Raw genomic sequence first — 25,668 nt, forward strand, 5'->3', positions numbered from 1 at the left:
GCGCATGTAGCCCCTTCCCTGAGCTAGCTCTACATAAGGGTTCTTATCGGCTGGGGGGCGTTCGGCGTCTCACCATTCCGTCATGCACTCATCCAACAGGCTGGCAATGAACAGATATGAAAGACCAGCCGGGCAGCAGGTACCTCACTTCGGGACTTCACGGTAAAACCACAGGGACATGTAGTCGACGCTGCAGGTAACCATGAGCAGGTATCGACGGAAAAACCCTCGAGAGCCAGGGAAGAAAGGCGGTGAGCTTCATGGGCTACATGTACGACGATGCTGGCTCCCCGTTGGGCACAGTAATCCGAGTCAGACCGCTTGTGGGCGTCCAACAGGAACTATCCCCTTCAGATCGGGCACAAGTCATGTCGCCCATCCCCCGTGGCCCCATGAAGAAGGAGGAAAGCACCCCGAGCAGAAGAGGAGGAACCGGGTGAACTACCAACGACCTAGAAAAGAAACCGAAGTCCGATGCTTCTCACGTCATGTTGCAGAGGGCCGGAGAGTCCATGAACAGGTAAAGAACGATAAACAGTCGATCAGCGAGGCAAGCAAGGAGGCAGCCGGCCACCAATGAAAAAGGCCCCCAGAGGGGCCCTTCACAACACAATTGTCCACACTCAGAGGCTCACAAGCCCCTGAACAGGGAAAACACGTGCCCGAGGTGGGACTCGAACCGGGCGCCAGCCCTTGAAAAACCGCCTCTCCCCCGACAACATCCCCAATCCGAACCAGTCCACCGCCGATACAACCGAATCCGAAGCCCAGGGTGTTCACATTGTGCACTCCCTCTTTTTGCCCACTTTGCTGCTCGCCTGAGGGGAAATTTGCACCTTTACAGACGCCACCGGTTCTCTTCTCATTCCTGTTTCGATCTAAAGAACCACAGTCGATAGACAGGACTGGAGTTGCGCCGGCGCCGGGATGGACAATCGACAGGCGAGACAAAACATGAGCTGAGAAATCGATAAGCGACGATGCGTCATTCCTTCTTTCCTAACATCTCATGTGGAAACAAGTTGGAGTAGCCATGACCAGCTCACCCCGGGACCATGGGCGGGTCGAAGACCGACGCCATCGTGCTGCCGAACGACGCCCTAGACAACGCCGCCGACCACCTAGCTCCGCCGCGTTCGGTAATTGAGTGCCCTCTGCAACCCGTGCTAGCACGGAAGCGGCGTCCCACTGCTGGAATGCAGCATAGAGGTATCGGATCTGGATGAGTCAGAAACCGAAGGCCGCAAGGAATACCCGCAATACAGCCAGCGGGCTCCGATCTGGCAGCAGCGCTCCTGGCAGTACTGTCTGCCTCGTCATGGGGTTGCGAACGGGTTCTGTCAGTACGTGCGAGGCAAGGACTTGCTTCGCACCGGGCATTCCGCCGCCAAACCTGGCTCCGCGCAGTATCGGCTGGACCTCAGATGCCGGCAGCATTGACGTTGCCTGGCAGGTTCCCGCAGTTGCCTCTTCCGCTGTCATCGACGCTTGCACGAAACCGAAAATGGCAACCGCTGCTATCAGGGTCACGACCGCCAGCACTGCTCTAAGCACACGGGCGCTTTTCCGCAGTTCCGCCGCTTGCCTCTCTGCCGCTTCCTGCTTATCTCTCGCGGCCTTTAGTTCGGCTTGTTTCGCTGCGACAATTCGATCGTTCTCCCGTCGTCTGGAGGCGATCAGGAAACTCCGCACATTCTTTAGGCGGTTCCTGAAGGCGGGCTTCGAGGCCAGCGACTCTGCACCGGTCAGCCGGGCGCCCTCCAGTAGCCAGGCGTGGCCCCGACCGCTGCTCTCCCACGCCGCTGCGGCGCGTTCAAGATTGTCGGCTTCCTTCAAATCCTCCCGTTCAGTTGCCAGCCACTGGGCCAACTCCTTCCACTGGCGCAGCAAACTCTCCAGCGCCACCTCAACAACGATCTCGCCGCCCCGTACATCTTCAATCAGCAAGCGCCTGGCCACTAACGTGTCAATCAGCGGACGGGCCTGCGCCGGAAGATCCACCAGACGTGCCACCCTGCGCGTTGGCTGATCATTGTCGGGGTTTATGGTAGCCAGCCATGGAATAAACGCCGAGTGCAGGTTCGCAAGCTGGGACTCACGCGCGGTGGGGTCACGGGCGAGCACGGCGTCGATTTCGGTCTGCACTACGCTGCTCATGCCGCCAATGGCCTCGTATCCGTCCAAGGTCAGCTCACCGGCGCCCTCGAAGTCGGCGTACAACCGGGCCAGGGTCAATGAGAGCAGCGGCAGAGTGTCCGCGCCCTCGGCGGACTCAGCCAGAAGCCGCTCAGTTAGATCAGGCTGCACCCGCAGGGGCCGTCCTGCCGCCGTGGACCGTGCGGCGGGTCCGAGGATAACCTCCTTGAACTGGGCAACGGGCATCGGTTTCAGCTCATCAAATACCCGACTGCCTAGGTCCGCCAACTCTGGAGCAGTCTGCATCATCTCGTACCGGTCGGCCCGGATAGTGCCCGCCACAATCAGCGCGGGCGCGGCCCCGTCCCGAGTGCGGAGTAGTAGCCGGCCTAGGAGCCGTAGGAACTGGGTTGCTTGTGGTCCCGCATCCACACTGAATAGTTCCTCCGCCTGATCCAGCGGCAAAACCAGCGTTGGTTTCGGCGTCGTTGGCACGTCCGCCGGCAGCCGGGACGCTGCCGCCGATCTCGCCTCTTCCAACCACTGCAGGAGCGGTTCCGAGTCGACGGCGACGCAAGCATCCTTGATTTCCGCAAGTACTGGTCGGTCCAATCCCAGACTGCTGCGAAGAGCATGGAGTGAGTGGGCGAAGCCACGCTCCCCGGTCAGTGCATTGCGCTCGGGGCGCATGATCTCCAACACCGCAAAGTGGCGGTCGTCCCGTCTTAGCCGGGGCAATAGGCCTGCCCGTAAGAACGACGACTTCCCGGCGCCGGAAGGACCCAAAATCATGAACAGCGACTCGATGCCGGAACTGCGCATACCACGCAACTCATCTAAGCCCCTGACAATCTGTCCGTCGCGGCCAAAGAACACCGCCGCGTCCCATTCCTCCAGCGGTTGCCAGCCTCGGTAAGGTGCCCGGTCCGGATCATTCGTTGGAGGCCATACAAAATGCTCAGCACCGATCCCTGCCTTGCGAAGACCCCTGTATAACCGCTGGAGGCCTTCTGTCTGGAATGAGACGAAACGGTCCATGCCATCAACCGGAATCTTTGTGCTTAAGCCCTCACCGAAGAGGTCGCATCGCTGCCATTCCCCAGTGATACCCCCTTCAGTAAGGGGCTCCAGCCGGGCACACAGAATGAGTTTGTTGAGGGACTCCGCCGTGCGGAACTCGGTTCTGCATTCGGCCGAAGCTTCCCAGTCTCGCGAGAGCAGGCAGATCACTGCCTCACACCGTGCATTAGACCGCCTGAGTGCTTCCTTCCACCGCTCGCCGGGCTGGATCCCGGTTACAGGATCCAAATCCAAAAAGATCTCACCTTCGAGGCTAAGGTCCTGCTCGACCAGCCAACGCTTCAACGCGACAGCCTGAAGAGTGTCGCGACTCGAATGACTAAGGAATACGCGTGACATATCAACACCCCCGCTTCAAGATTATTCTCGGCGGATGAGCAAGCCCTTGGCGTCATCGGCTCGAAGGCCGGCTCGGTAATGCCTTGAAATCCGACACCGCAGTAACGAGCCCACGGGCGCCCACGATTCGGATCACCGCAAATAGCCGCGGCAACAGGTAATAGGTCACGCCGTGAATCCGCTCGGGTCCGAGCACATCGTCCACCCGGGAAAAGCTTCTTCCCATGGCGTCAATGTTGCACCCGTGACCATTTCACGGCAATGAGTGGGAGCGGAGACGCCCGGCTTAAACTGCTCCTGCGGATGGATACATGGCTAATGCCTAATCTCGTGCATGGTTACAGGTCGCTAGAAGGGAACTGTGAAAATCCTCCGAGTTCCGGATGCACCTGACCGAGCCGGACAAGCTGAGACAATAAGGCATCCCTGTTACCTCACGTCAATAGGTGCCGGAAGGCTGCTTCGTTGCCTCATATGAAAAGGTCCGTTTAGGGGGCGGGTTGAACCAGGTGTTGACCTAGACGATATGAGGTAGGAGGACCCGGCCCTCGTGAAGCCCCGAACCTTCTGGAGTCCATTTTCGCCGGGCCCGATCCGGACCGCCAGCCTGCCAGGGGGTGTCGTGCCATGTGTGGGGTGGTGGCGTTCCGGATCGTGTATTCCCCGGCGCTGATGGCCTCTATCAGAAGGTTCGGGGAGGATGTGCCCGGGGCTGGAACCTCCTTTCAAAGCAAGACGTGGGTTGCCTGCCACACTTGGCGGACAGGTAGAGCCACATTTGAAAATTGGAGGTTCCAGCTATGTTCGAGCGTACAAGCGTTGGCCTGGATGTCCATGCCCGAACGGTCGTTGCCTGCGCATTGGACGCGCAGACCGGTGAAGTAACCCCGCACCGCATGACTCCGGATTATGCCGAAATTCTCGGTTGGATCGTGTCGCTCCCGTCCAAACTTCAGCGCCCGTCCGAAGACAGGGTGAAGACCGATGCGAAAGATGCGCTGCATCTGGCTCGCCTGCTGAAGCTGGGCGAGATCACCGCGGTCCGGATCCCCTCTGCGGATCAGGAAGCGGCCCGGGATCTGGTCCGCTCCCGGGAAGACCTCAGGGGCGATCTGATGCGTGCCCGGCACCGGATCTCGAAACTCCTTTTGCGGCAGGGAATCGTCTATTCCGGCGGCAGAGCGTGGACCGGTATCCACGACCTCTGGCTGGCCCGGCAACATTTTGATGCCCCCGCAAGGCAACTGACCTACGAGTCCTCCCTGGAGGCCTTGCATGAGATTTCGGACCGGCGCGACCGTCTTGACGAGGCGATCACCGCGATGGCCTACGGCAGTGAGTACACCCCGGTCGTCAGGGCACTGCAGTGCCTGCGCGGCATTTCAACCTTGACCGCGTTCGGCCTCGCTGTGGAGATCGGTGACTGGGACCGGTTTACTGGCTCCAGGATCGGCGCCTATCTGGGCCTGGTACCGACTGAGCATTCCTCCGGCGCGTCCCGATCCTTGGGCTCCATCACCAAGACAGGCAACACCCACGCCCTCCGGCTTCTTGTCGAGGCCGCCTGGCATCACCGTCGACCATACAACAGCCCCTCACGGCTGATGCGCTCCCGCTGGGAGGAAGCCACCACGGAGGCAAGAACCCGCCGCCATGCCGGAAACCGGCGCCTGCACAACCGTTGGATGAGTTACCTCGAACGCCGCAAACGACCGGTCATCGCCAACGTCGCCATCGCCCGAGAACTATCTGGCTGGTGCTGGTCCCTGGCCACCGGACAGCTCGAGACACCTACATCCACATAACTAAAGATTCCGTTCCCGTCCGGGGCACGGAAAACCTGCCGAGGACGCCCCCTGACTGTCCACGTGGTTCACCTTGCAGCGCGTGGAGTAAACCCGCGAACCAACTATGAGCAGCCCTAACGGCCGCGCCCGTGATTCCTAGACCAGCGGTAACCTCCAGCCGAACAAACTCGTCCTGCGGTAACCAACCCGCGCATATCAGTCTGACCGCGCCGTCGCCAACGACACGGTAACCACTGACACCACGGCCTGTCCCTGGCAGCAAACAAACGAAGCGGTCCCAGGCAACCAGCCCGGGACCGCTTCGCCCTGCCACTTGACACAACCGATCTATATATCAGTTGTCGCAGGGGCGGGTTTTTGCTTGGGTGGGGTTTCCAATTCGCAGGTGAGGCCAGGATCTGCTGGGACAATGCTGCGGGTTTGAGGCGTTGGACTGGGCGTTCATGGCGATGACGCGGCATTTCCGGGTCCCGGGTTTGTGATGGCGCGTTGATGTGGCGTGAGCGCGGCGTCGTGTTTCTTCACCGCTCTGCCCCGTGGCGTTCCTTGCACACCAGCTTCTGCTGCGGTAGCAGGTCACCCTGGCCCAGTTCTTCTGCTCCACATGAGCCCCGTCATTCTTGTTCCCGGGCCGGGACCGGGTGAACGCGATCTGCTGCGCATGGCAATAGGCAAAACAGGTAGTCATTGATGAACTCCGATCCGTTGTCCGAATCAATCCCCAACACCGGGAACGGGAACCGGCCCAGTGCGTACTGCAGCGCCGCGAACACCCATTTCTGGGCCTTGTTCGGCACCGACCGGTTCACGGTCCACTCCGTCGCGATATCCGTCACGGTCAGCGTGAGGCAAAACTGCCCCGAGGCCACCCCGCCCTCATGCCCGACCAGATCGAGAGCCTCAATAACCCTGGGCCCGAAGCGCCCGCGCCCGCACTGGGGTGCAGGCGCGCCGCGCATAATCCCGGTTCCAGCCCGTCAGCTCCACCAGTTCATCAAGGATCCGCACTTTCTCCAGCCGGCTCCCGCGGGCATACGCCCGCGCCTTGATCACCGTGACGGCCTTGCGCTGGCTTATCGTCAGTCCCCCTCAAGGATGTCCGCGCCTTGCCTCTTCCCGGACCTTTTCCAATGAGGCAACGTATCCCGCTACGCGGACCTTTCGCATGAGTCCACGCAGCATCTTCCGGTGCACTGCGGCGCGTGCTAGCCTCACCCCTATAGTTTCATCTAGTGGTCTCACCATACGGTCCGGGTCACCCTGACCGTCAATGGAACGAGGCGCGTGCCAATGGAAACTGCGGACTTGAACAGAGAAACCGTGCTCCCACTTCCTGTCGTGCACTCGCTCGATTTGCTGCTCAAAGTATTGCTTGCCGTCGTCATCGCGGCAGGCCTGACCGGCGCCAGTAGCCCCGCCCCATCGTCAACGCCATCGCCAACGCCAACTATGCAAAGCGGCATGGAGGGATCCAAGGCGGCCCTGGTCCGGATCGAGCTCGTAGCAGTGGCGGAGATCGCGCACATTGACCACTCCAGCGGGGAGGTGGAAATGGCCCGGGGCCGGTCGATCGTGCCGTTGCGGTCCGCCACCGGGATCCTGCTCTCTGCTGACGGGATCGTGGCGACTACTTGGGAGAGCCTCACCCTCGACAAGGACACCGTCGCCGCATACGCCGCAAATGAGCTCTTTGCCTCAAAAATGCACGTGCCGATTGTCGGAAACAACGGGAACCGCGCCCGTCGTGGCTCCACGCCGGACCCTCACTGGGGACCACACCTTCAACACTGCTATAAGCAGGTGACGCACTGCGTCCTCTTCACCGTGGCGCAGTACCACGTGCGCACATACACGTCCAAGCCCGGAGACGTCGTCGCCGAGCTGCTCAACACGCCGTCTAAGCCCAACGACGTCGCGCTTCTTCGAATCAGTGGGGGTGGCGCTGCGCCAACCGCCGCCCTCGCCTCGACTGCCGCAGCACCTAAAGTCGACGGCATGCTGCTGGGCTTCACACAGCGCCCGACCCCGAAAGTGGCTCCGGTTGAGCTTCCCACCAAGGTGGACGCGAGAGCTGCCCGCGTTCAGTCCGCGACCAACCTTGCCGCGCCACTACTCGCCGGTGTGGCGAGTGGTCCGGTTGTTGATCAGGCGACCGGACAGATCCTCGGTCTCGCAGGTTCGCGCCAACCTGATGGTGGCGCAACTCTCGTACCTGCCGCCGCCATCCGGGCCGCGCTGGTGAAGACTGGCCTTCAAGCCTCGCCTTCGAGGTTCGACGCCGTATTCCGCCGGGGCATCGACCATCTGGTGGCAGGCAACCAGGGCGGGTCAGCCGAAAGCGCGCTAGAGGAGTCTTTGACCTACTTCGACTCAGCCCTGGCAACGAACCGGCTCGCCGAAGCCCGGGCATTGGGGGCCAAACAGGCCTCGAAAGGCCAAGCACAGGCAGCGGGGGACAAAGACACCGCAACCTCGTCGCCCGGGGCGCTCGTTCCCGTCCTCCTGGGCGCCCTGCTTCTAGCGGTTATCGGGGGAGCCATGGTGCTGGTGCGGCGGAGAGCTGCGTCGGCCACTGCTTCTGCCGCCAGCGGCAGCCGACCCGCGGCCTCTCATCCTCCGGCCTCCGGGGCCCTCAGGGCTGCGGCACAGGCCTCAGACCACTCCCGAGCGAGCGTAGAGCGGACCGAGTTGACGAAAGCTGCAGGGGACAATGATCGGCATGCCAGCCGGGGTAGGTCCCACTCCGTTCGAACTGACGCGGGAGAGCATCACAGCCCCGCGCAGCCACAGGCGCGCACTCATTTCGCTACACCTCCGGCCCCGGGGTCGGACTCTAACACCCACGCAAGCGCACAGCCAGGCGCGGGCGAAACCCGCTTTGCAGGCCCGCTTGCACCTCGTGCCGTCGGTGGTGCCGTCGGTGAGGTGGCCGCGTTCTGTTTCAGGTGCGGCCGGCAGGTCCAGCCGGAATGGCGATTTTGTGTCAGTTGCGGTCAACGGATGGGTTGAGCCATGGGTTTGACGCCCAACTACCTCGATCCAGGGACGGAGTTGGCTGGCTACCGGATTGAGTCAATGATCGCCCGCGGCGGCATGGGTGTTGTGTACAGGGCACTTGACGTCCAACTCAACCGCCCCGTGGCCCTGAAGCTCCTAGCGCCAGAACTCGCGGCAAACGATAAGTTCCGCCAACGGTTCGTCCGCGAGTCTAGGCTGGCAGCTTCCGTAGACCACCCCAATATTCTTCCCATCTACGGCGCCGGAGAATCGTCCGGGTTGCTATACATTGCCATGCGCTACGTGCGTGGCACGGATCTCAAAGAGGAGCTGGACACCCGCGGCGCCCTTCCGCTGACCGAAGTTATGCGCATCCTCGCAGACACGGCTTCCGCCCTCGACGCCGCACACGCGGCAGGGCTCGTGCATCGGGACATCAAACCAGGCAATATCCTGCTTTCCGACGACCGCACCTATGGCCACCGGCACGTCTATCTAACCGACTTCGGGCTCACAAAGCGTGCTACCTCTGCCACGGGCGTAACGACGGCGGGCCACTTCCTTGGCACGCTGGATTACGTCGCCCCCGAGCAGATACGCGGCGAGGACGTTGACAACAGGGCAGACGTTTACGCCTTGGCATGCGTGGCATACACGTTGCTAGCAGGCCACCCACCGTTTGAGCACGACGACGACTCCGCCCAACTGTGGGCGCACATGACCGAGGAACCGCCGTTCCTTTGCGCGGAACGGCCGGAGCTCCCCTCCCTCATCGGGGTCGCCGTCCAAGCTGGCATGGCAAAAAAACGCGACGACCGGCCTGCCTCATGCGGCGCCCTCATCGGCATGATGGACCCCGTTCCAAGTCCGCCGACGCAGCCGCCGCCCGAGGCCCTTGCCAGTCCTGCCGGCTTCCTGCCGGACACAGACTACGACGGCACAGCCCGAGCCACGGGAGAAGCCTCCCCTCGCAGTCGAACGACAACCGGGTCGAGGCACCGCGCACTGGCACTGAAGCGGGGCCGCGCCTGGATGCTCGGATCCGTGGTCGCCGTGCTCGTCCTGATCCTCGCGGCTGCTCTGGTACTGCCACAGTTGCTCTCCGCTGAAGAGCGAGTGACCTTCCGCGCCAGTGACATCCCATACACGCTCGAAGTCCCCAAAAGCTGGACACCCCGCAGCCGAATGGGGGGTGATAGTACGGTCAGCGTTCTGTCTCCCGCAGACGTCACTGCGCTATTCGCTGACGAGCCGGACGCCCCTGCAGTTGTCGCCCGCATCGCAGGCCAGGACCCCGCCAGCGTCGTAGGGCTGACCATCTACCACCAGGCCGCTGTGGTCAGTGGCCAATCCCCAGCTACCCGCGTCAGCGTCGCCGAGGCACTTCTTCCCGGCAAGGACCCCCGCTTGACAGACCGTGGTCCCGCCAAAATCGGGGAGGTTAAAGCACAGGTCATGGAAGGGACGCTTCCCCTCTCGTCCTCCGTTACCCTGCAGGTGCGCGTCTGCATCTTGGAGACGGATCCGCGCCAACTCCTCGTGTTCTTCGCGCCGACGTCGCTCTTCGAGAAGAACAGCGCGGTCTTCGACAAGGTCGCCGATTCCCTGCGTCGAACAAGGTGAGGCAATGCCATGACTGACCGCACAACTCCATCCATGAGCGGAGCTTCGCTGCACATCCGCCTGAATGGGCATGACTGGAGCTTCCCGCCTGCACGGGCCATCGAAGTGGGTAGAGGACCTGAAGCCGATGTACGCCTCGATGACGAACGTGTAAGCCGCGGACACGTGCGCATATGGCATAGCGACGACGGTTGGTGGGTAGCCGATCAGACCAGCCGAAACGGCACGTGGATTGTGGGGAGGGAGCAGGCCATGGACCAGCCCGTGCCGCTCCGTCAAGAGGGTCTGCGACTGCGCCTTGGCGCGCTGGATGGACCGGAGCTGCTCCTCCGTGCCGAACCGCGGCGGCAGCCCACAAAACAGCGTGTACTCACCATAGGGCGGTCGCGATCGTCTGACATTGTTGTGGACGACCCACTGGTGTCGCGGCGCCACGCCACAGTGGCGATCCAGGAATCAACAGTCCTCCGCGACGAAGGCAGCTTCAACGGCACCTTCCTGAATGGGGAGCGGCTCCGTGGCGAAGCCGAACTCCGCACCGGTGACCAAATCGGGGTAGGCTCAAGCACGCTTGTCTGGAACGGCGCCGACATTGCGGCACCTTCAGCCCAGCGTCCGGTCTTTAGCGCCCGCCACTTGGAAGTCACGACGAAAGCGGGCGACCACCTACTGGACGACGTGGCCGTGACCGTGCCGGCCGGCACACTCGTAGCGGTCATCGGGCCGTCGGGTGCAGGAAAATCTACCCTTCTGGGTGCACTGACCGGCCTGCAACCAGCAACCCGAGGACGCGTGACTTGGAACGGTCGTGACCTCTACGCGGAGTACGCACAACTCAGGTTTCTGGTGGGACTCGTGCCTCAGGAGGACATCCTTCACCGCCAGCTCACGGTCCGGCGCGCCCTGCATTTCGCGGCGCAACTGCGCCTCCCACCCGACACGAGCACCAGGGAACTGGAGGAGCGGGTTGACCAGGTCGTCGCAGAGGTGGACCTGACAAAGCAAATGAACCAGCGGATCGACTCTCTGTCCGGAGGGCAGCGCAAGCGGACGTCGATTGCTTTAGAGTTGCTCACCGCCCCCCAGCTGCTATTCCTGGACGAACCCACCTCCGGGCTCGATCCCGGACTCGACAAGCAAGTCATGGGCAGCCTGCGCTCACTCGCCGACGCCGGCCGCGTCGTGCTGGTGGTCACCCACAGCGTCCTGGCCCTGGACGTGTGCGACCGCGTGCTGGTCCTCGCCCGAGGCGGACGAGTAGCGTTTTTCGGACCACCTGCAGAGGTGCTCCCATTCTTCGGCGTGGACAACTACCCCGCGGCCTTCGCGTCGTTGGAGGACCAGACGTGGGCAGGCCGGTACGCGCGCTCGCCCGCCCGGGACGCTTACCTGGGGCGTACGACTTCCGCAGCGGTTTCGCTTCCGGCAGGTGACTCGCCCCCGCCGCCACGTGCGGCTCCCCTGCGCCAGCTGTGGACGCTGACCCGCCGCAACGCGGCCGTCGTTGCGGCGGACCGGCTCTTCGTCGTTCTTCTCATTGGCATGCCGATGCTGCTGGCGTTGATGGCACATGCTTTTCCTGGTCAGGCAGGTCTCTCCGTCAACGAGGCCAAGGGCGATTTCAACCAGATCCAGCAGCGGCTGATTGTCCTCGTCGTCGGGGCCACGCTCATGGGCACGGCGCTCGCAGTACGGGAGTTGGTTGCAGAACGGCCCATCTACCGGCGAGAGCGGGCAGTCGGCCTGTCCCCTGGCGCATACCTGCTCAGCAAAGTCTTGGTTCTCGGAGTGCTGGTCGCGTGCCAGTGCGCGGTCTTCACCGTGCTCGCGCTTCTTGGACTCCCCGGTCCGGACGACGCCCTCGTGTTGGGTAACGGACACATCGAAGTTGCGGTAGCGGTGGCGGCTGTTGGCATCACCATGACCGTAGCCGGCCTCGTCGTCTCTGCCGCTGCGACGTCGACAGAACAAACCATGCCCGCACTAGTTGCCTTGATCATGGCGCAGCTTGTCCTGTGCGGTGGGCTGTTTACAATAGCCGGACGTGCCGGCTTGGAACAAGTGTCGTGGCTGCTGCCTGCACGCTTTGGCTACGCCGCGACAGCTGCGACCACGGGCCTCCAGAAGCCGCCCGTACCCGAGGCCGACCAGCTGTACGACCCAACGGCCCAGCAGTGGCTCATCGACATAGGGTTCCTGGGCCTCCAGGCCCTGGCATTCCTCGCGCTTGCGGCCTGGGCACTTCATCGCTCAGTAACCCGGAATGCATGGAAATGAGTTGTAGCTGACACTACCCCGCGTTTTGCTGTGGCTGTTCTGCTGACCGGCTAATCAGCCATGCAACCCTTATTGGTCCGGTTCGTAGCGTGAATTGAATCTTTCGGCGGTCATAGCGTAGCCGTCGGTCCCGTCTTCATTATTAAACACGACGACGTCGCCCCTGTTGTAGCTGGTGCGGCCTTCCTTGGTCAGCACGCTGCCGGCTTCCGGGGCAACTTCGGCCCAAACCGGCGTGCATTTAACGTACGCGCCCCTGTGAATCTGTCGGTAGGTCGCGGTAAAGACGTCCGCATCGACCGTGTGGATGTCGCCGCCGTCGTCCACCAGCCAGTCCCCAGGTTTGCACTGCTGTTTAGCGCCCCACTTGCGGTAGATGAACCCGTCGGTATCTAAACGCAACGGCACCGCGACCACATACTGATCCGGCCGGCGTCTATAACGGCGGAGCTCACTCAAAGCGATCCCTTCCTTCAGGCAGGAGGCAGGTCGAATACTGTGCCGAAATCAGTGTCCCGCACATCCCGTGACGCGGCCAGCCCACCCAACCGGTGGAGTACTTCCATATTCCCCGGGACGTCCATGGCGCTGAGCGAAGACATTGCATCCGTGGCGGCAAGGGATCCGCCCAGGGCGTGGACGCCCTCCAGACGCAGGTCCACGTTGTAGCGCAGGTAACTCAGCAGGGGGGCGCCGCTAAGAAGATCGCCGGCCAAGTCCCCTAGTTCCCGGTCGATTGTTCTCGCGGTCGGGCTCGCGGACATCCACTGCAGCATTGTCTCCTGCATCACTGCACAGTCCTGCAACACTGACATCAGTGCCCGTGCGGCATGGCTTGCGGCCAGTCTTGCTTTACCGACGGCGGGATCAGCCGCTCCCGTGCCGATCGATACAAGCAGCAGTTTCTCGGCGCCGGTCGCCCAACCCACGCGGTAGCCTTCCAAAGTGGCATACATTAGAGCCTGCAGGGCCGGGTTGTTAAACGGGCTCACGCCGCCATCAATGAAACTGCCCGTCACAGGGGTCCCGCTAGGACCGCCGCTAATGGTGATGGATTCTGGTTGAAAATAGAACGGCGCAGCCGTGGAGGCCCGCACAACCTGCCACAGAGGATACTCTCCGTTGCCCATTCTGCCGTTGGTGCCGGTAGAAAAATACCGGCCTCGCGGATTGTTGGACACCGGCCAGGGGCTGCCGCTATCCAGCCGTTTGATGACCACCAGCAGTCCGGTCAGCAGCTGCGGACCGCCCAGTGTGGTGTCCACACCGAAGAGATCCTTTAGCTCGGAAACCAGAGCCTGCTCGTCGTATCTGGCCCGCAATGGCACCTGGCGGAAGGCACTTCGTTTAAAGACCCGCCGCCCGAGACTGAAATACTTGTCGGTGATGTCGCCGACGCTCCTGCCTTGGGCAAGCGCGCCCGCGATGATCGCCCCAGTTGACGTGCCGGCAATTAAGTCGAAGTAGTGGCTAAGACGGAAGCCCTCATCGCAAGCATGACGTTCCCGCAGCAGGTCCTCAATTTTTTCCAAGATTCCCAGGCTCAAAACGCCACGCAAGCCGCCACCGTCAAGTGCAAGAATGCGCCTAGGTCTGCCCTCACTTAGGAAATGTTCATCCCGGCTCAGGATCTGGTATGACATTTAGATCCCTTCTCGTGTTTGGGCTGGAGCGGAGATCGTATTCGACGCAGAGCTGCCCCTCGATCCGGTTAAGCCCTTTCGCGCCTTCTGGCCTGCTCCACAAGGTCAGCCGCCCACGGGCGGTATCCGTGCTGTAACACCATGCCCTCGGGCAGCCCCCGGACGGTAGCTGTGGAGCCGGAGACGTCGATGGTGATTCGACCGTTAGCCATGGGGGCGTTGGAAATGTGTACGTCCCCGTAGGATTCCGGGAGCAGAGGATTCATCCAAAGGCCGCCAAGAGCAACATCCGCGTAATAGCCCATCAAACTTTTGACGAGCATAATGGGCGTGGTGGCAGCCCAGGCCTGGGGCGAGCACGCAGTCGGATAGGGCACGGGCTCGTCGAACTGCTCGCGGCTGAAGCCGCAGAATAATTCGGGCAACCGTCCCTCTGAATACTCGGCGGCCTCCAACAGGGCCGAGGCGATACGTTGCGCTTCCACATTGAAGCCGTAACGCAGCAGCCCGGCCACGATGATCGCATTGTCGTGTGGCCAGACCGACCCATTATGGTAGCTCGCAGGGTTGTACGCCCCCATGTTGCTTGCCAAAGTCCGCACGCCCCAGCCGCTAAACATCTCACGGGACATCAGCCGTTTAACCACCAGCGGCGCCTTGTCCTCATCGATAAGTCCGAACAACAGGCAGTGGCCCATATTGGAAGCGCAGGCATCGACGGGTCTCTTCATCGCGTCCAGGGCGATGGCATAGTAACCGCGGTCAGGCAGCCAGAATGCTTCGTTAAACTGCCTCTTTAGCCGTGCAGCACGGTCCCGGTACTTGACGGCCACATCCATGTCGCCGGCATCGCAAGCAAGCCATGAGCGCGCAAGATAGGCGCTATAGACGTAGGCCTGGACCTCGCACAGCGCGATCGGCGGCTTGGCCAAGGTGCCGTCGGCGAAATTGATACCGTCCCACGAATCCTTCCAGCCCTGGTTGATCAGTCCCTGGTCGTTGAGCCGCTTGTACTCTACGAAACCGTCCCCGTCCTTGTCCCCATAGCTACGGATCCATTCCAGCGCCCTGTCCACGTGGGGCATCAAGGCGGCTATGGTTTCTGCGGCGAAGCCCCAGCGGCTGACTTCACCTAGTAGAGCCACGAACAGCGGCGTGGCGTCCACGCTGCCGTAGTAGGCCGATTTTCCCCCCAAGGCCAAGCCGCTGGAGACATCGAGTCTGACCTCGTGCAGGATCTTTCCTGGCTCCTCCTCGGTCCTCGGATTCACCGTGCTGCCTTGACGGTCGGCAAGCGTCTGGATGGTCCCGATAGCCAGAGACGGGTCTACCGGCAGGGCCATGATGGAAGCCCACAGGGAGTCCCGGCCGAATAGCGCCATGAACCATGGCGCGCCAGCAGCCACCACGTTCCGCTCTGGATGGGCGGGATCCTCAATCCGAAGTGCCCCCAGATCGTCGTAGCTGCGCCGGAGGGTCCGTTCGAGGGAGTGGTTACCGATGTGTAGGACCGGAATCTTGGAAACCCATTCCTGCCGACGCCGGTCCTGGGGGCAACCGCCGTCCCCGTTAGGATGGACAAATACTATTGGGGAGCCAGCCGCCTCCATGATGGGTGTCACGGTCAGGACCGTGGTCCAATACCCGTAGGGCGGTATGTTCACTCGATAGCTCAGGGCTTCCGGTGTGATGTCTGCTCCGAGGGCACGGACCTCGACGCCCTTCCGAACGTCTTGGCAGAAGCCCCGGATAGTCAGGGACTCGCCAGCTGCTTCGAGGAGCTTCTCCCAACGCCGCTGGATGTGAGCTTCCTTCACCTCGAAAATATCCGCGAAGTCGACCTCGACTTGGAGGGCAACCACGCAGTCAGCAGGAGCAGGTGAGTAGTTTCGGACGGTGATCTGCTCCGAAATTCCGGCACCTATCTCGCGAAGTCGTTCGACGATCAGCGGGCTGTCGGTGAACCCATCGGAGCGGCGAACGCGCCCGACCATGAGGGCACGGTATGGCTCCTTTGTCTTGGCAGCCAGCGGCTCCAAGGGCTCACCATTAACGGTTAGAATCCATCGCGACAGGATGCGGGTGTCTTCGAAGAAAACCCCGTGCGGATGCTCCGGCTGAAGATCGCCGTTCGCCGCGGAAATGCAAAAGGACGAGCCTTCCACCAATGTGAGCGTACCGACACCCAGAGGCCCGGCCGCCGTATCAGCATTCCATCCAGCCATCCCGGCTCCTTCAAGGGATTTCTTCAGTGGCGAGAGTACTCCGGCATAAGTCGGTCGGTTATCCACCGGCCGATTCCGGCCTTCATTGTCCAACTGAGGCTACGCCCCCGTACCAAGTGATGCCAGAGGAGGACGCTGTGACTCACAAGAAACCTCCGTGGGCATGCGGCGCCTCAGAGGTAGGTCTCCCGGTTAAGGCTTTGCAGGCTGTGCAGAGCGGCCCCTACGTATGGGGGATGAGATTGACGGTGCCCAGTCGCAAGGCTGTGGCGAAGCAGCTGGCAAGGTCGTACCCAGCCGGTATTCGAGTCCAGAAGTGCCAGGTCCTGGACGCCCTGGTTAAGCTGACCGGCCGGTATTGGGGTTATACGCGGAGAGTGCTATGTCATGCCCTTGGTCCGATAACCGCAACATGTTAGATGTGTGAACGCCGCAGGAGACCCTGCTATCGCCCGGCCCGGGCGACCAGGCAAGGCTTATTGTCCATGCCTGGACCCTACCTGCGGCTACTGGTGCCACCGGACTCCATTGCGTGCAAGGTTGGAACGGACCTGCCCCCCGCAGGTCCGTTCCAACATGTTATTCAATGCAGGAAAGGTGCCACTTGTATCAAACTTTATTTCTCGCGGCCGTTTATCGAAGGATGATTGCAGTGCTGCTGTATACCGAGCTGGACCAAGGAGACCAGTGGCCATTCTTGTACACCCGGTATGACACCTTTTGATAGACCTCCTCCGTCCTGTCCCAAAAACCGAAGTCCGTTCGTTTCAGGACGTGCGTGCCCTTAAAGGTGAATGTCCCGCCATATGGAAGATATTTGCTGAAATACGATGTTCCCAGATAGTCGTCCCTGTCCGGCCACTGATCTCGTTCCCACCGTTCCTGCTTGACCTGCACCAAACCGCGAGACGGGATAAACACTCTGCCCGCATAAGCCACAGATTTTGGCCCGCTTGCCGGAGATCCCGCTTCGTAAGGCTTGTCAGCCGTGATGCGGCCTGTGATGAATAACGACGACGCCTGTGATGAGATAGACGGCCGCTCGGTACCCGCAGCCTGTGCCGGCGCCGCCACCGCCGCGGCACCCGCGGCGAGGCTCAACGATACTGCAGAGACCAGCGCGATCTTGGATCCCAGGACTCGATGAGTTTTCATAGCTTTTGTGACAAACACGATGTTGCTCCTAAGAATATGGTTTGAATAAGTTGTTCGACGAGCTACCGACCACGTTCGTGCGGCAGAAATTTCGTTTTATTTGGATAGTTTGCTCTTTTTGCTGAGCTTCAATACCGAAATCCTTCTTCTCTGGAACCGGTACATCCAGTCTGCGATTGCACATAAAGCCCTCGCTTCCGTGCTACCACTGTTGGTTCACACCGCCTCTTGGCCCTTAGTGCCGTGCATAGGTGAATGGCTAGCATCCTGTTCACCACTTTCAGGGCTACATTTGACGGGCCAATTCACCGCGGCGCTCAGGTCAAGGCTTCGTTAGAAAGAACCCGTGGATGGCGGATCCGATCTGCCTCCAGTCACACGTCGTCCTCATGCCATCCATTCGAGCGTGGCCCGGCCGACACGGGCGACACTCCTTGTCCGGCGGCCAGAATGCGTGCTGGCACGGATCCTGACCCCGTACGTCTGAAGGCACTATGGACCTAGCGAAAGGCGCGGATCAGCCAAAGAAGTTCCCTTGCCATCCCATAGCAGTCCGAAGGAGCACGTCAATGTTGTCTACACCTGTAGAAGTGAGCACCATCTGCCAAGGGCAACGCAGGGATGGCGGGGACCACACCCAATTCCTGGACCGTCACTGGACCAAAAGACAACTGGAGGCTGCGGCCGAGGTGGACAGGCGCGTCCAGAGGCACCCACAGCACATGCTCGCCCGAATGGCCCTTGCCAATTATGGGAATTCCTTGGGCCTCGATCGCATCAGAGCCAGCGTAGCTCGGTCTCTGGGCGGCATCTCGGGCACACATTACGTCGTCGCGGCGCTGCATCTGGCACACCTGGCACTATCGTTCCCGCACACACTTTCGTCTACCCAGCAGGCCCTCCTTCTGGCCCCGGTGGAGGCAGCCGAAATGGCACAGGAAACAAGTAATGATGCTTTTACAGAGGTAGAGATCGCTGCCTGATGCTGCTTCCGAGACCGGGGCAGGGGTCAACTATTCGCCTTCGCGTCGCGCTCCGACACCACGGAGGTAGGTGAGAACCGCCAGCACCCGTCTATGGTCCTCCGGCTCGGGCCTCAAGTCGAGTTTAAGGAAAATACTCCGAATATGGGCTTCTACTGTGCGCTCCCCTAGAAAGAGCGACTTTCCTATGGCCTGGTTAGTTCGCCCTTCGGCCATGAGTTCAAGGACGCTCTTTTCCCGGCTCGTGAGGTCATCCCCTGGATCGTGACCTTTGTGTGGACGCGCAATTAGACGTGTGACGAGGTCCGGGTCGATGGCTGTGCCGCCCGAAGACACGCGATGCAGGGCGTCGATGAACTCGTCAACATCGGATACCCGCTCCTTGAGCAAGTAGCCCAATCCTTTGGCTCCATTTTTCAACAGGAACATCGCGTTTTCCGTTTCCACGTATTGGGAAAGTAGAAGAACGCCGATCTCGGGGTATTTGCTTTTTAGGGTTTCAGCAGTTTGGATACCCTCAACTGTGTAACTGGGAGGCATGCGGATGTCCACGACGGCCACATCGGCGCCGTGCTTGTCAATCACCTCCAGCAACTGTTCCCCGTCAGAAGCCTCACCCACGACTTCCAGTCCCTCCGACGTCAGCAGGGCGGATAGCCCACGGCGCAGTAAGGCAGAGTCATCAGCAACGGCAACTCGCAGCGTCATGATAGGTCGCGTTCTGGGTCCGTGGAGAAGGGTAGAACGGCACGAATCGTCGTCCCCTTACCCTGAGGACTGTCGATTGACAATGTACCGCCGAGTGCCGCTGCCCGATCCGCTATCCCCAAAAGGCCACCGTCCGGTCCCGGCTTCGCACCGCCAATTCCGTTGTCCGCTATCTCCATTTGGATCTCTCTTTCGTTTCCGTAGATGCAGATGCCTACCGAAGCCGCCTTCGCATATTTCGTAGCGTTGGTGACGGCTTCGGCGCAGATGAAGTAGGCAGCCAACTCCACATGTCCGGGCAGCCCATTGCATGCCCTGAGATCCAGCTTTATCGGCAATGATGACCGCTCTGCCAGCGCGGTGATGGAGCCCGCCAAACCCCTTTCCCGCAGCGAAGGAGGATACACACCCCTTGCCAATTCGCGCAGTTCATCAAGCGCATTCGTAAGATCAGCCCGCGCCTGCTCGACAAGGCCCCGTATCTCCTGGGCATCTGTCGCCCGCTGGGCCCGTGCCAGCTCCATCGACACCGCAACCAGGCGTTGCTGGGCTCCGTCGTGGAGATCCCGTTCAAGCTGACGACGCCGGGAGTCCCCAGCCGTTACTATCCGCTCTCTGGAGCGACGGACCTCAATGAGCTGGTCCCGGAGCTGTTGTTCCATCTGCTGGTTCTCCAGCGCTAGAGAGGTTGCACTTCGCACAGCGGCAAGCAACTGCGGTTGATCCTGGAGTGCTTCGTCAAAGACCAACGCCCCTACTGGTGTTCCGTGGCGCTCCAAAACCATGCTGACACGCCCAGTGGAACGATCCGGCAAGGTTTGGGAAACTCCCCTGCCGTCAACAAACGACGCCTCATCGGGCAACCAGCGCAAGAGTGTGAGCGTCGGGTCATGTACGGCCCGGCGCAGCGCCCCGATGAGCCTGTCGCTCACCGGGGCGGAGCCGACTTCGACCATGAGGTCACCCAGAGCACCGCGCGCGAACCGGTAGCGCCAAAGGCCAAACAATACAGCCAGCGGAACTATTGCAGTCGCAGGATACTGCCATAGGAGGGCTTCCCAGGACAAAGACCCAGACAGTTGGATTACGGCCAAGGACGCCCATACTGTGGCCGCTGTCTTTACGATTACGGCTAGCCACAACGGAAGGAATGCGGAACGGTATGCCTTCGTCCCTGCTCGCAAGCGGGAGACCAGGACGCCTACTATCGCGACTCCCACCGAGACCTGAAATATGCGGACTGCGTTCCCAACGGCGGTCATAATCGCCGGACTGTCCCAAACAAGAAGCAGATTGCGGGAGGTGGATTCGCCGACCACGACGTGCAGGCGTGGATCAAAGAATGCCCAGCCAGCAACAGGTGCGAAGAACCAGGAAGCGTAGAAGAAGCTAACCGCAGCTTTGTCAGCGCGACTGCGCAGAACTCCCGATGGAAAGCTAAGAGCCAGCTGCAGCAGAGGGGGCTGGTACATCAGCGTTAGCGTGATGCCTAGCGTAAATGCCAGTGGGTCGCTGGATCGGCGAATACCGGATAGGAGCCACAGCCATCCGGCGATACACAACAGCACTCCGGGGTTTCGCGTTGGTCGGCTACGCCAAGCCCAAATTCCAGCTACAACGAAAGCAAGACCCACACCCAGGAATAGCGCCAGTTCAAGAACAGAAAAGGGAGCCCTGCTTGGGTGTTCTCCCCACCGGACCACGCCTTGGGCATTCAAACCCAAGGTTCGTGCGGGATCTTGAAGGGCTATAGGAGACCAATCAACACAAACCAAGACGACTATCACGATGGCCGCAGTAAATGCGACCACAGAAAGCAGCTGCCTTGGAGTCATTTTTATTATCCCATGAAAGCGTGGCCTCGGATCAAAGGCTCAAGCTTCAAGACGACGTCTCACAGGCCTCAGCCAACTGGCCACTTGACGAGGTCAGCAACGGGAGGCCTCTTGTCCGCTAGCGGACCGAGCAATCCGCCCAAACAATCGGTTACTGCCCTTCCTTCCGGCTAGCAGCGAGAGAAATATCCCCGCCAATGGTAGAAGCAGGGAGCGGTGAGTCCGTTGTACCACCGGGCATCAGCCACGGCAATAGGTCGCGTTTGACTCGCAAGACCTCAGTTGATGTGAGCTCACTTCTGTAGTGGACCTCCAGTTGCTCACGGCCAGGATACTTCTGCGGGAGTTACCAGCCCATGCCGAATTATCGTTACTGTCGGCTCGTGCATCTTGTCTCAAGGTGCTTTGCCATGGCGTCCAGAGCGTCGTTCCACCGTGTTGTCAGCGTCTTCGCACTCAACGGTTGAAACAGGCTGTTCAAAACCCTCTCGACTGCGTCATACGCGGCGTTCCTGACTTGCTCTTGCGCCGCGGGGCTGGTTGAGCCCACTATGGCGTCTGTGACGTCGTCCATCGGCCGGGGGAGCCGCGCCGCGCCATTTGTACAGGGCGCCGGTTTTTGGGTCTCGGCGGACGCCGGTCCACCCATTCGTTTAGCAGCGCCGCGAAACATGATGCTCATCATTCGGTAGTCCTTGAGAATGCTTTTGGTTGATGTGATGCCGGTGATCCGTCTCACATCCATGTTCCGCTTACGCCATCGCGCGCACTTCCGTGCCAGCACGGCCTTTCCCAAAGGGCAGATCTCACGCTCTGCAACGAAAAAGGGCCGCAACATCCGGCTAGTTTCCTGGTGGGCGCACAGCTGAGGCTACACGGCGAGTTTTTCCGCCAAACCGTCCGAGTTCCATCGGCCGACAGGCCAGATGCGTGCCGCCAGTTCCGGATGACCGGCGGCAGTTAGCCCCCCGGCCAGCGCCGGAAGCCAACGGTCCTCAAGGCTAGCTGGCCCCTCCTGTTCTTGGGCGATTCCGTGGATCAGCACAATCCCAGCCATGGCTTGTTCCTCCTTTGCATTGCCGTGCCTCATTGCCGGTGATGTGGGGGTCTTTGCTAAACCGGAGGGTACCGGTAGGCACCTCCTTGTGGTAGACCACCGCTATGAGTTCCCGGCATGCGCTGGTCATCGGCTCGCAGTGCGATGCACTGCCGAACCAGCGGTTGTCATTTCTGCCTGACCGTGCCCGGGGGCTTTTTGAGGTGCTCACCGATCCCCTCCGTGGCGGGTGTGAGGCAGCCCCAACCAGTGTCTTCCTGACCGATCCGACAATGGAAGAGCTTCGGCAGGCAGTGAGCACGGCGGTGGCGAAGGCATCGGCTGCGGGGGCCACCCTCGTTTTCGCCTTCATCGGACACGCCGTAACGGCGCCCAGCAGGTACTCCCAGCCCCTCTTTCTGCTGCCCGCCGACGGCAATCCCAACACGCCCGGAACGGAGACCGCCTACGAAATCGGACACCGGTTGGGTGAGATGGACATGGCTGGGTTGGACGGGTTGATCATCATCCTGGACGCCTGCCATGCCGGGGCCGGCGTCAGGGATGTCATCAAGAGTGGCCTGGATCTGGAACAGCAGGTCCGCCTGGAGTTACTGGCGGGCACCTTTCTACGCAAAGCAAGAAATGGGTGTTTTTCCCAGGCACTGATCAGACTGATGGAGCACGGCGCGCCCGGCCTGTCCGCGGACTACCTTGAGATCCGCCACGCGGCAAACGTGGCTGCCGATTATTGCCGGACGGTGCAGCAGCCCCCCGTATATATAGGATCCGGGTTCGGGCAAAACGCCAGCGACCCGGGACTATGGGTCAGCCGGAACGTCGCCTCGCCAGGGAAGTGGCTACTCTCCGGGACGGAAGAGGGCGCGCTAGCGGTGGCCCTAACCCAATCATTTCAACCGACCAATGACCTGGGGCGGGTAACAGCGGCTATGTCTGGTCAGCGCCTCGTCGTTCTCCAGGGAGGCGCCGGGTCGGGAAAATCCGCACTGATTGCCGCTCTGGCGCGGCCGTAGCTAGTGCCCGACCTGCCGGCACGCTATCTGACCGCCGTGGCATTTACGGCGCTGACCCCTACTCTAACCGGACTGGCCAAGACTCTGGCACGGCAGCTGGCGAGGTTCGAGGGTTTTTCCGCCGCAGCCGCCGACTACGAGGGCAGACTAACCCCTCAGGAACTGAACCGACGGCCTGCTCTGGAACGCTTGGTCTTCGGACCCCTGCGTACGCTGAGGGTGCCGCTGGGGCGGCGAATCCGCCTGGCCATTGATGGAGTCGACGAGCTCGAGTCGCCGAGCCGCGCTGAACTTCTGTCCGCCTTGACCGGATTCAGCACGGAAGAGCCTCCTTCGCGAGTGAGTGTCCTGCTCAGCACCCGGGGGGAAGATCAAGGCCAGGACCTTCTTACCGCCCAGGTAAACGTCTCCCGTCCGGGTATGGATGAAATCACCGAATACCTTCAGAACCTGGAGTTACCGGAGGCGCTGGCTGTTGACCTTCAGGCCCACGCCGACACGTGGTTGCAGCTACGGCTGCTCGCCGACCTCGCGGTGTCGGTACCTGCACAGTCCCTCCGTACCGTGGCTGGCCTTGACGACCTCTATCAGGAACTCCTATCGCCGCTGGCCGTTAACAACAACCCCGAAGCAAGGATCGTGGTGGTGGTGCTCTCGGCCGCAGGAAGCGGCCCTGTTCTACCCCTCCGCGTCGCCGTTGGTGCATGTGCGGCGCTAGGCGGACCCGCCGATCTGACACAATTCCGCCACATTGTGGCAACTCTAGGCGGCATCGTAGCTCGTGCGCATCCGGGCACACCAGAAGAGCGTCTCGGTCTTTTCCATGACACCCTTGTTCGACACATCCGTGCTCTCACCGACTGGCCCATCTCGGTTCTGGACGCCCATGCCTCGATCCTGGAGGCCCTCGGCAGCGCAGACGGGCAGGGCGCCCGAAACTACGCACGCGATCGGGCACCGGAGCACCTCTGGGCCTTGGATCGTCACGAGCAGGCGCTCGAGGCCGTGGTTTCACGTCTCGGACACCGCGCGGCGGATAACCGCGACCTCCTCCAAGCGTGGAGTGATCGGGCGAAGACGATATTCTCGCCCGAGGACACCACCTGGCTAGCCCTTCAACGGCACCTGTTGTACTGGACCGGGCGGGCCGGGGACATCGCCGGGGCGATCGCCGGGTTCCGCAAGGTCCTGGACGCACGCCTGAGGGTACAGGGCCCGGACCACCCCGACACGCTCACCACCCGGCGCCAATTGGTGTACTGGATCGGGGAAGCCGGGGACACTGCCGGCGCCGTGGCCGGGTTCCGCGAGCTGCTGAACGTACAGCTGCGGGTGCTGGGCCCGGACCACCCCGACACCCTCACCACCCGCAACAACCTGGCGAACTGGACGGGGGAGGCCGGGGACACCGCAGGGGCGGTCGCCGGATCCCGCGAGCTGCTGGACGCACGGCTGCGGGTGCTGGGCCCGGACCACCCCGACACCCTCGCCACCCGGCACCAATTGATGTTCTGGATCGGGGAGGCCGGGCACACCGCAGGGGCGATCACCGGGCTCCGCGAGGTGCTGAACGCACGGCTGCGGGTGCTGGGCCGGACCACCCCGACACCCTCACCACCCGCAACAACTTGGCGAACTGGATCGGGGAGTCCGGGGATACCGCGGGCGCCGTGGCCGGGTTCCGCGAGGTGCTGGACGCATTGCTGCGGGTGCTGGGCCCGGACCACCCCGACACCCTCAACGCCCGGGGACAATTGGTTTACTGGACCGGGGTGGGCGGGGATACCGCCGGCGCGGTCGCCGGGTTCCGCGAGCTGCTGGACGCACGGCTGCGGGTGCTGGGCCCTGACCACCCGTACACCCTCGCCACCCGCGGTAACCTGGCCAACTGGACCGGGCGGGCCGGGGATACCGCCGGGGCGGTAGCCGGGTTCCGCGAGGTGCTGGACGCACGGCTGCGGGTGCAGGGCCCGGACCACCCCGACACTCTCAAAGCCTGGGGACAATTGGTTTACTGGACCGGGGTGGGCGGGGATACCGCCGGCGCGCTCGCCGGGTTCCGGGAGCTGCTGGACGCACAGCTGCGGGTGCTGGGCCCGGACCACCCCGACACCCTCACCACCCGCGTTAAACTCGCTGACTGGGCCGGGCGGGCCAGGGACACCACCGGCGATCATCGGGTTCCGTGAGTGGGGGTGCAGGGCCCCGACCACCCCGACACCCTCACCACCTGCGGTAACCTGGCGAACTGGACCGGGCGGACCAGGGACACCACCGGCGATCACCGGGTTCCGTGAGTGGGGGTGCAGGGCCCGGACCACCCCGACACCCTCACCACCTGCGGTAACCTGGCGAACTGGACCGGGCGGACCAGGGACACCACCGGCGATCATCGGGTTACGTGAGCTGCCGGACGCACAGCCGCGGGTGCTGGGCCCGTACCACCCCCGACATTGACTGTGATCGGTCTCCCGGCAGGGCCAAAAACACCTGAGAGGGCGGTAGGTCAAAGTAGCGGTCCTCACCGGCACGTTCCTCAAGTACCTCGCCGTAGTTTTCGAATGCGGTCAGGAACCTCGCCCACCGGCCAGTAGTGGCGAGGAAGTTCAATCCTGTAACAGTCTGCGTTTCGCTTGTTTGGTTGATCCGGGTTTCCTGGGGCGCGGGAATCAGAAACAAGAGGGCCGTTTCTCGGGAGATCCCGTCCGACCGGAGGGGCGGGGGTTGGGGTGGTGTAGAGCTCCGTTTCTTTCGGCCTCGGCTTCGAGTTCCGCCACGAGCTTATTCTC

16 protein-coding genes and 2 pseudogenes are annotated in these 25,668 nt (G+C 61.8%); 9 read left to right on the top strand and 9 right to left on the bottom strand.

What is annotated here, in order from left to right; translation table 11 throughout:
* Positions 1-1,227 precede the first annotated feature (1,227 nt).
* A complete protein-coding gene (locus J7I85_RS07400) occupies positions 1,228-3,555 on the bottom strand; it encodes a TIR domain-containing protein (RefSeq protein WP_214848903.1) in 2,328 nt (775 codons plus the stop codon).
* Positions 3,556-4,355: 800 nt separating this feature from the next.
* Here J7I85_RS07400 and J7I85_RS07405 point away from each other — a divergent pair.
* The gene (locus J7I85_RS07405; RefSeq protein WP_214848909.1) at positions 4,356-5,360 is read left to right on the top strand and encodes an IS110 family transposase; all 1,005 of its coding nucleotides are present in this window, start codon (positions 4,356-4,358) and stop codon (positions 5,358-5,360) included.
* Positions 5,361-5,977: 617 nt separating this feature from the next.
* Here the strand turns inward: J7I85_RS07405 and J7I85_RS07410 are convergent.
* Positions 5,978-6,322, bottom strand: a complete 345-nt coding sequence (locus J7I85_RS07410; RefSeq protein WP_214848912.1) for a transposase family protein — start codon at positions 6,320-6,322, stop codon at positions 5,978-5,980.
* 361 nt (positions 6,323-6,683) lie between these two features.
* On the opposite strand from J7I85_RS07410, the gene J7I85_RS07415 reads away from it, so the two are divergent.
* From J7I85_RS07415 to J7I85_RS07425, 3 genes are read left to right on the top strand one after another with little or no spacing between them, the layout of a single operon-like run.
* Positions 6,684-8,372 (top strand): zinc ribbon domain-containing protein, encoded by a 1,689-nt coding sequence (locus tag J7I85_RS07415; protein WP_214848914.1) that lies wholly within the window; start codon positions 6,684-6,686, stop codon positions 8,370-8,372.
* A 3-nt stretch (positions 8,373-8,375) separates the two neighbouring features.
* The gene (locus J7I85_RS07420) at positions 8,376-9,983 is read left to right on the top strand and encodes a serine/threonine-protein kinase (protein WP_214848916.1); all 1,608 of its coding nucleotides are present in this window, start codon (positions 8,376-8,378) and stop codon (positions 9,981-9,983) included.
* Between the two features lie 33 nt (positions 9,984-10,016).
* Entirely contained in the window at positions 10,017-12,260 is a 2,244-nt protein-coding gene (locus J7I85_RS07425; RefSeq protein WP_285289550.1) for an FHA domain-containing protein, read from the top strand.
* A 69-nt stretch (positions 12,261-12,329) separates the two neighbouring features.
* Here the strand turns inward: J7I85_RS07425 and J7I85_RS07430 are convergent, their stop codons facing one another.
* From J7I85_RS07430 to J7I85_RS07445, 4 genes are all read right to left on the bottom strand, one after another.
* Positions 12,330-12,719, bottom strand: coding sequence for a hypothetical protein (locus J7I85_RS07430; RefSeq protein WP_214848926.1), 390 nt, complete (start codon positions 12,717-12,719; stop codon positions 12,330-12,332).
* Between the two features lie 14 nt (positions 12,720-12,733).
* Positions 12,734-13,903, bottom strand: a complete 1,170-nt coding sequence (locus J7I85_RS07435; protein ID WP_214848937.1) for a patatin-like phospholipase family protein — start codon at positions 13,901-13,903, stop codon at positions 12,734-12,736.
* Between the two features lie 68 nt (positions 13,904-13,971).
* Positions 13,972-16,128 (bottom strand): glycogen debranching N-terminal domain-containing protein, encoded by a 2,157-nt coding sequence (locus tag J7I85_RS07440; RefSeq protein WP_214848940.1) that lies wholly within the window; start codon positions 16,126-16,128, stop codon positions 13,972-13,974.
* A 633-nt stretch (positions 16,129-16,761) separates the two neighbouring features.
* Positions 16,762-17,301: a hypothetical protein gene (locus tag J7I85_RS07445; RefSeq protein ID WP_214848943.1), complete on the bottom strand. Its 540-nt coding sequence runs from the start codon at positions 17,299-17,301 to the stop codon at positions 16,762-16,764.
* 551 nt (positions 17,302-17,852) lie between these two features.
* Between J7I85_RS07445 and J7I85_RS07450 the strand changes: the two genes are divergently transcribed.
* Positions 17,853-18,266, top strand: a complete 414-nt coding sequence (locus J7I85_RS07450; RefSeq protein WP_214848945.1) for a hypothetical protein — start codon at positions 17,853-17,855, stop codon at positions 18,264-18,266.
* Between the two features lie 30 nt (positions 18,267-18,296).
* Here J7I85_RS07450 and J7I85_RS07455 read toward each other — a convergent pair whose 3' ends face one another.
* From J7I85_RS07455 to J7I85_RS07465, 3 genes are all read right to left on the bottom strand, one after another.
* On the bottom strand, positions 18,297-18,974 hold the full coding sequence (locus J7I85_RS07455; RefSeq protein WP_214848948.1) for a response regulator transcription factor: 678 nt from the start codon (positions 18,972-18,974) through the stop codon (positions 18,297-18,299).
* A complete protein-coding gene (locus J7I85_RS24940) occupies positions 18,971-19,930 on the bottom strand; it encodes a sensor histidine kinase (protein WP_251024051.1) in 960 nt (319 codons plus the stop codon). Before J7I85_RS24940 ends, J7I85_RS07455 begins: the two co-directional genes overlap by 4 nt.
* Positions 19,931-21,680: 1,750 nt before the next feature.
* The gene (locus tag J7I85_RS07465; RefSeq protein ID WP_214848954.1) at positions 21,681-21,866 is read right to left on the bottom strand and encodes a hypothetical protein; all 186 of its coding nucleotides are present in this window, start codon (positions 21,864-21,866) and stop codon (positions 21,681-21,683) included.
* Positions 21,867-21,970: 104 nt separating this feature from the next.
* Here J7I85_RS07465 and J7I85_RS07470 point away from each other — a divergent pair, with 104 nt between their 5' ends.
* The 4 genes and pseudogenes from J7I85_RS07470 to J7I85_RS07480 all read left to right on the top strand — a co-directional run bounded on the left by J7I85_RS07470 (position 21,971) and on the right by J7I85_RS07480 (position 25,068).
* Positions 21,971-22,879, top strand: coding sequence for a caspase family protein (locus J7I85_RS07470; RefSeq protein ID WP_214848966.1), 909 nt, complete (start codon positions 21,971-21,973; stop codon positions 22,877-22,879).
* A 420-nt stretch (positions 22,880-23,299) separates the two neighbouring features.
* Positions 23,300-24,349: pseudogene (locus J7I85_RS25895) on the top strand (tetratricopeptide repeat protein); the annotation flags it as partial.
* A 158-nt stretch (positions 24,350-24,507) separates the two neighbouring features.
* Positions 24,508-24,804, top strand: a pseudogene (locus tag J7I85_RS25900) (tetratricopeptide repeat protein); the annotation flags it as partial.
* Positions 24,805-24,819: 15 nt separating this feature from the next.
* Positions 24,820-25,068: a tetratricopeptide repeat protein gene (locus J7I85_RS07480; protein WP_214849086.1), complete on the top strand. Its 249-nt coding sequence runs from the start codon at positions 24,820-24,822 to the stop codon at positions 25,066-25,068.
* Positions 25,069-25,668 lie beyond the last annotated feature (600 nt).

Source organism: Arthrobacter sp. ISL-65, assembly GCF_018613795.1.
GTDB lineage: Bacteria > Actinomycetota > Actinomycetes > Actinomycetales > Micrococcaceae > Arthrobacter.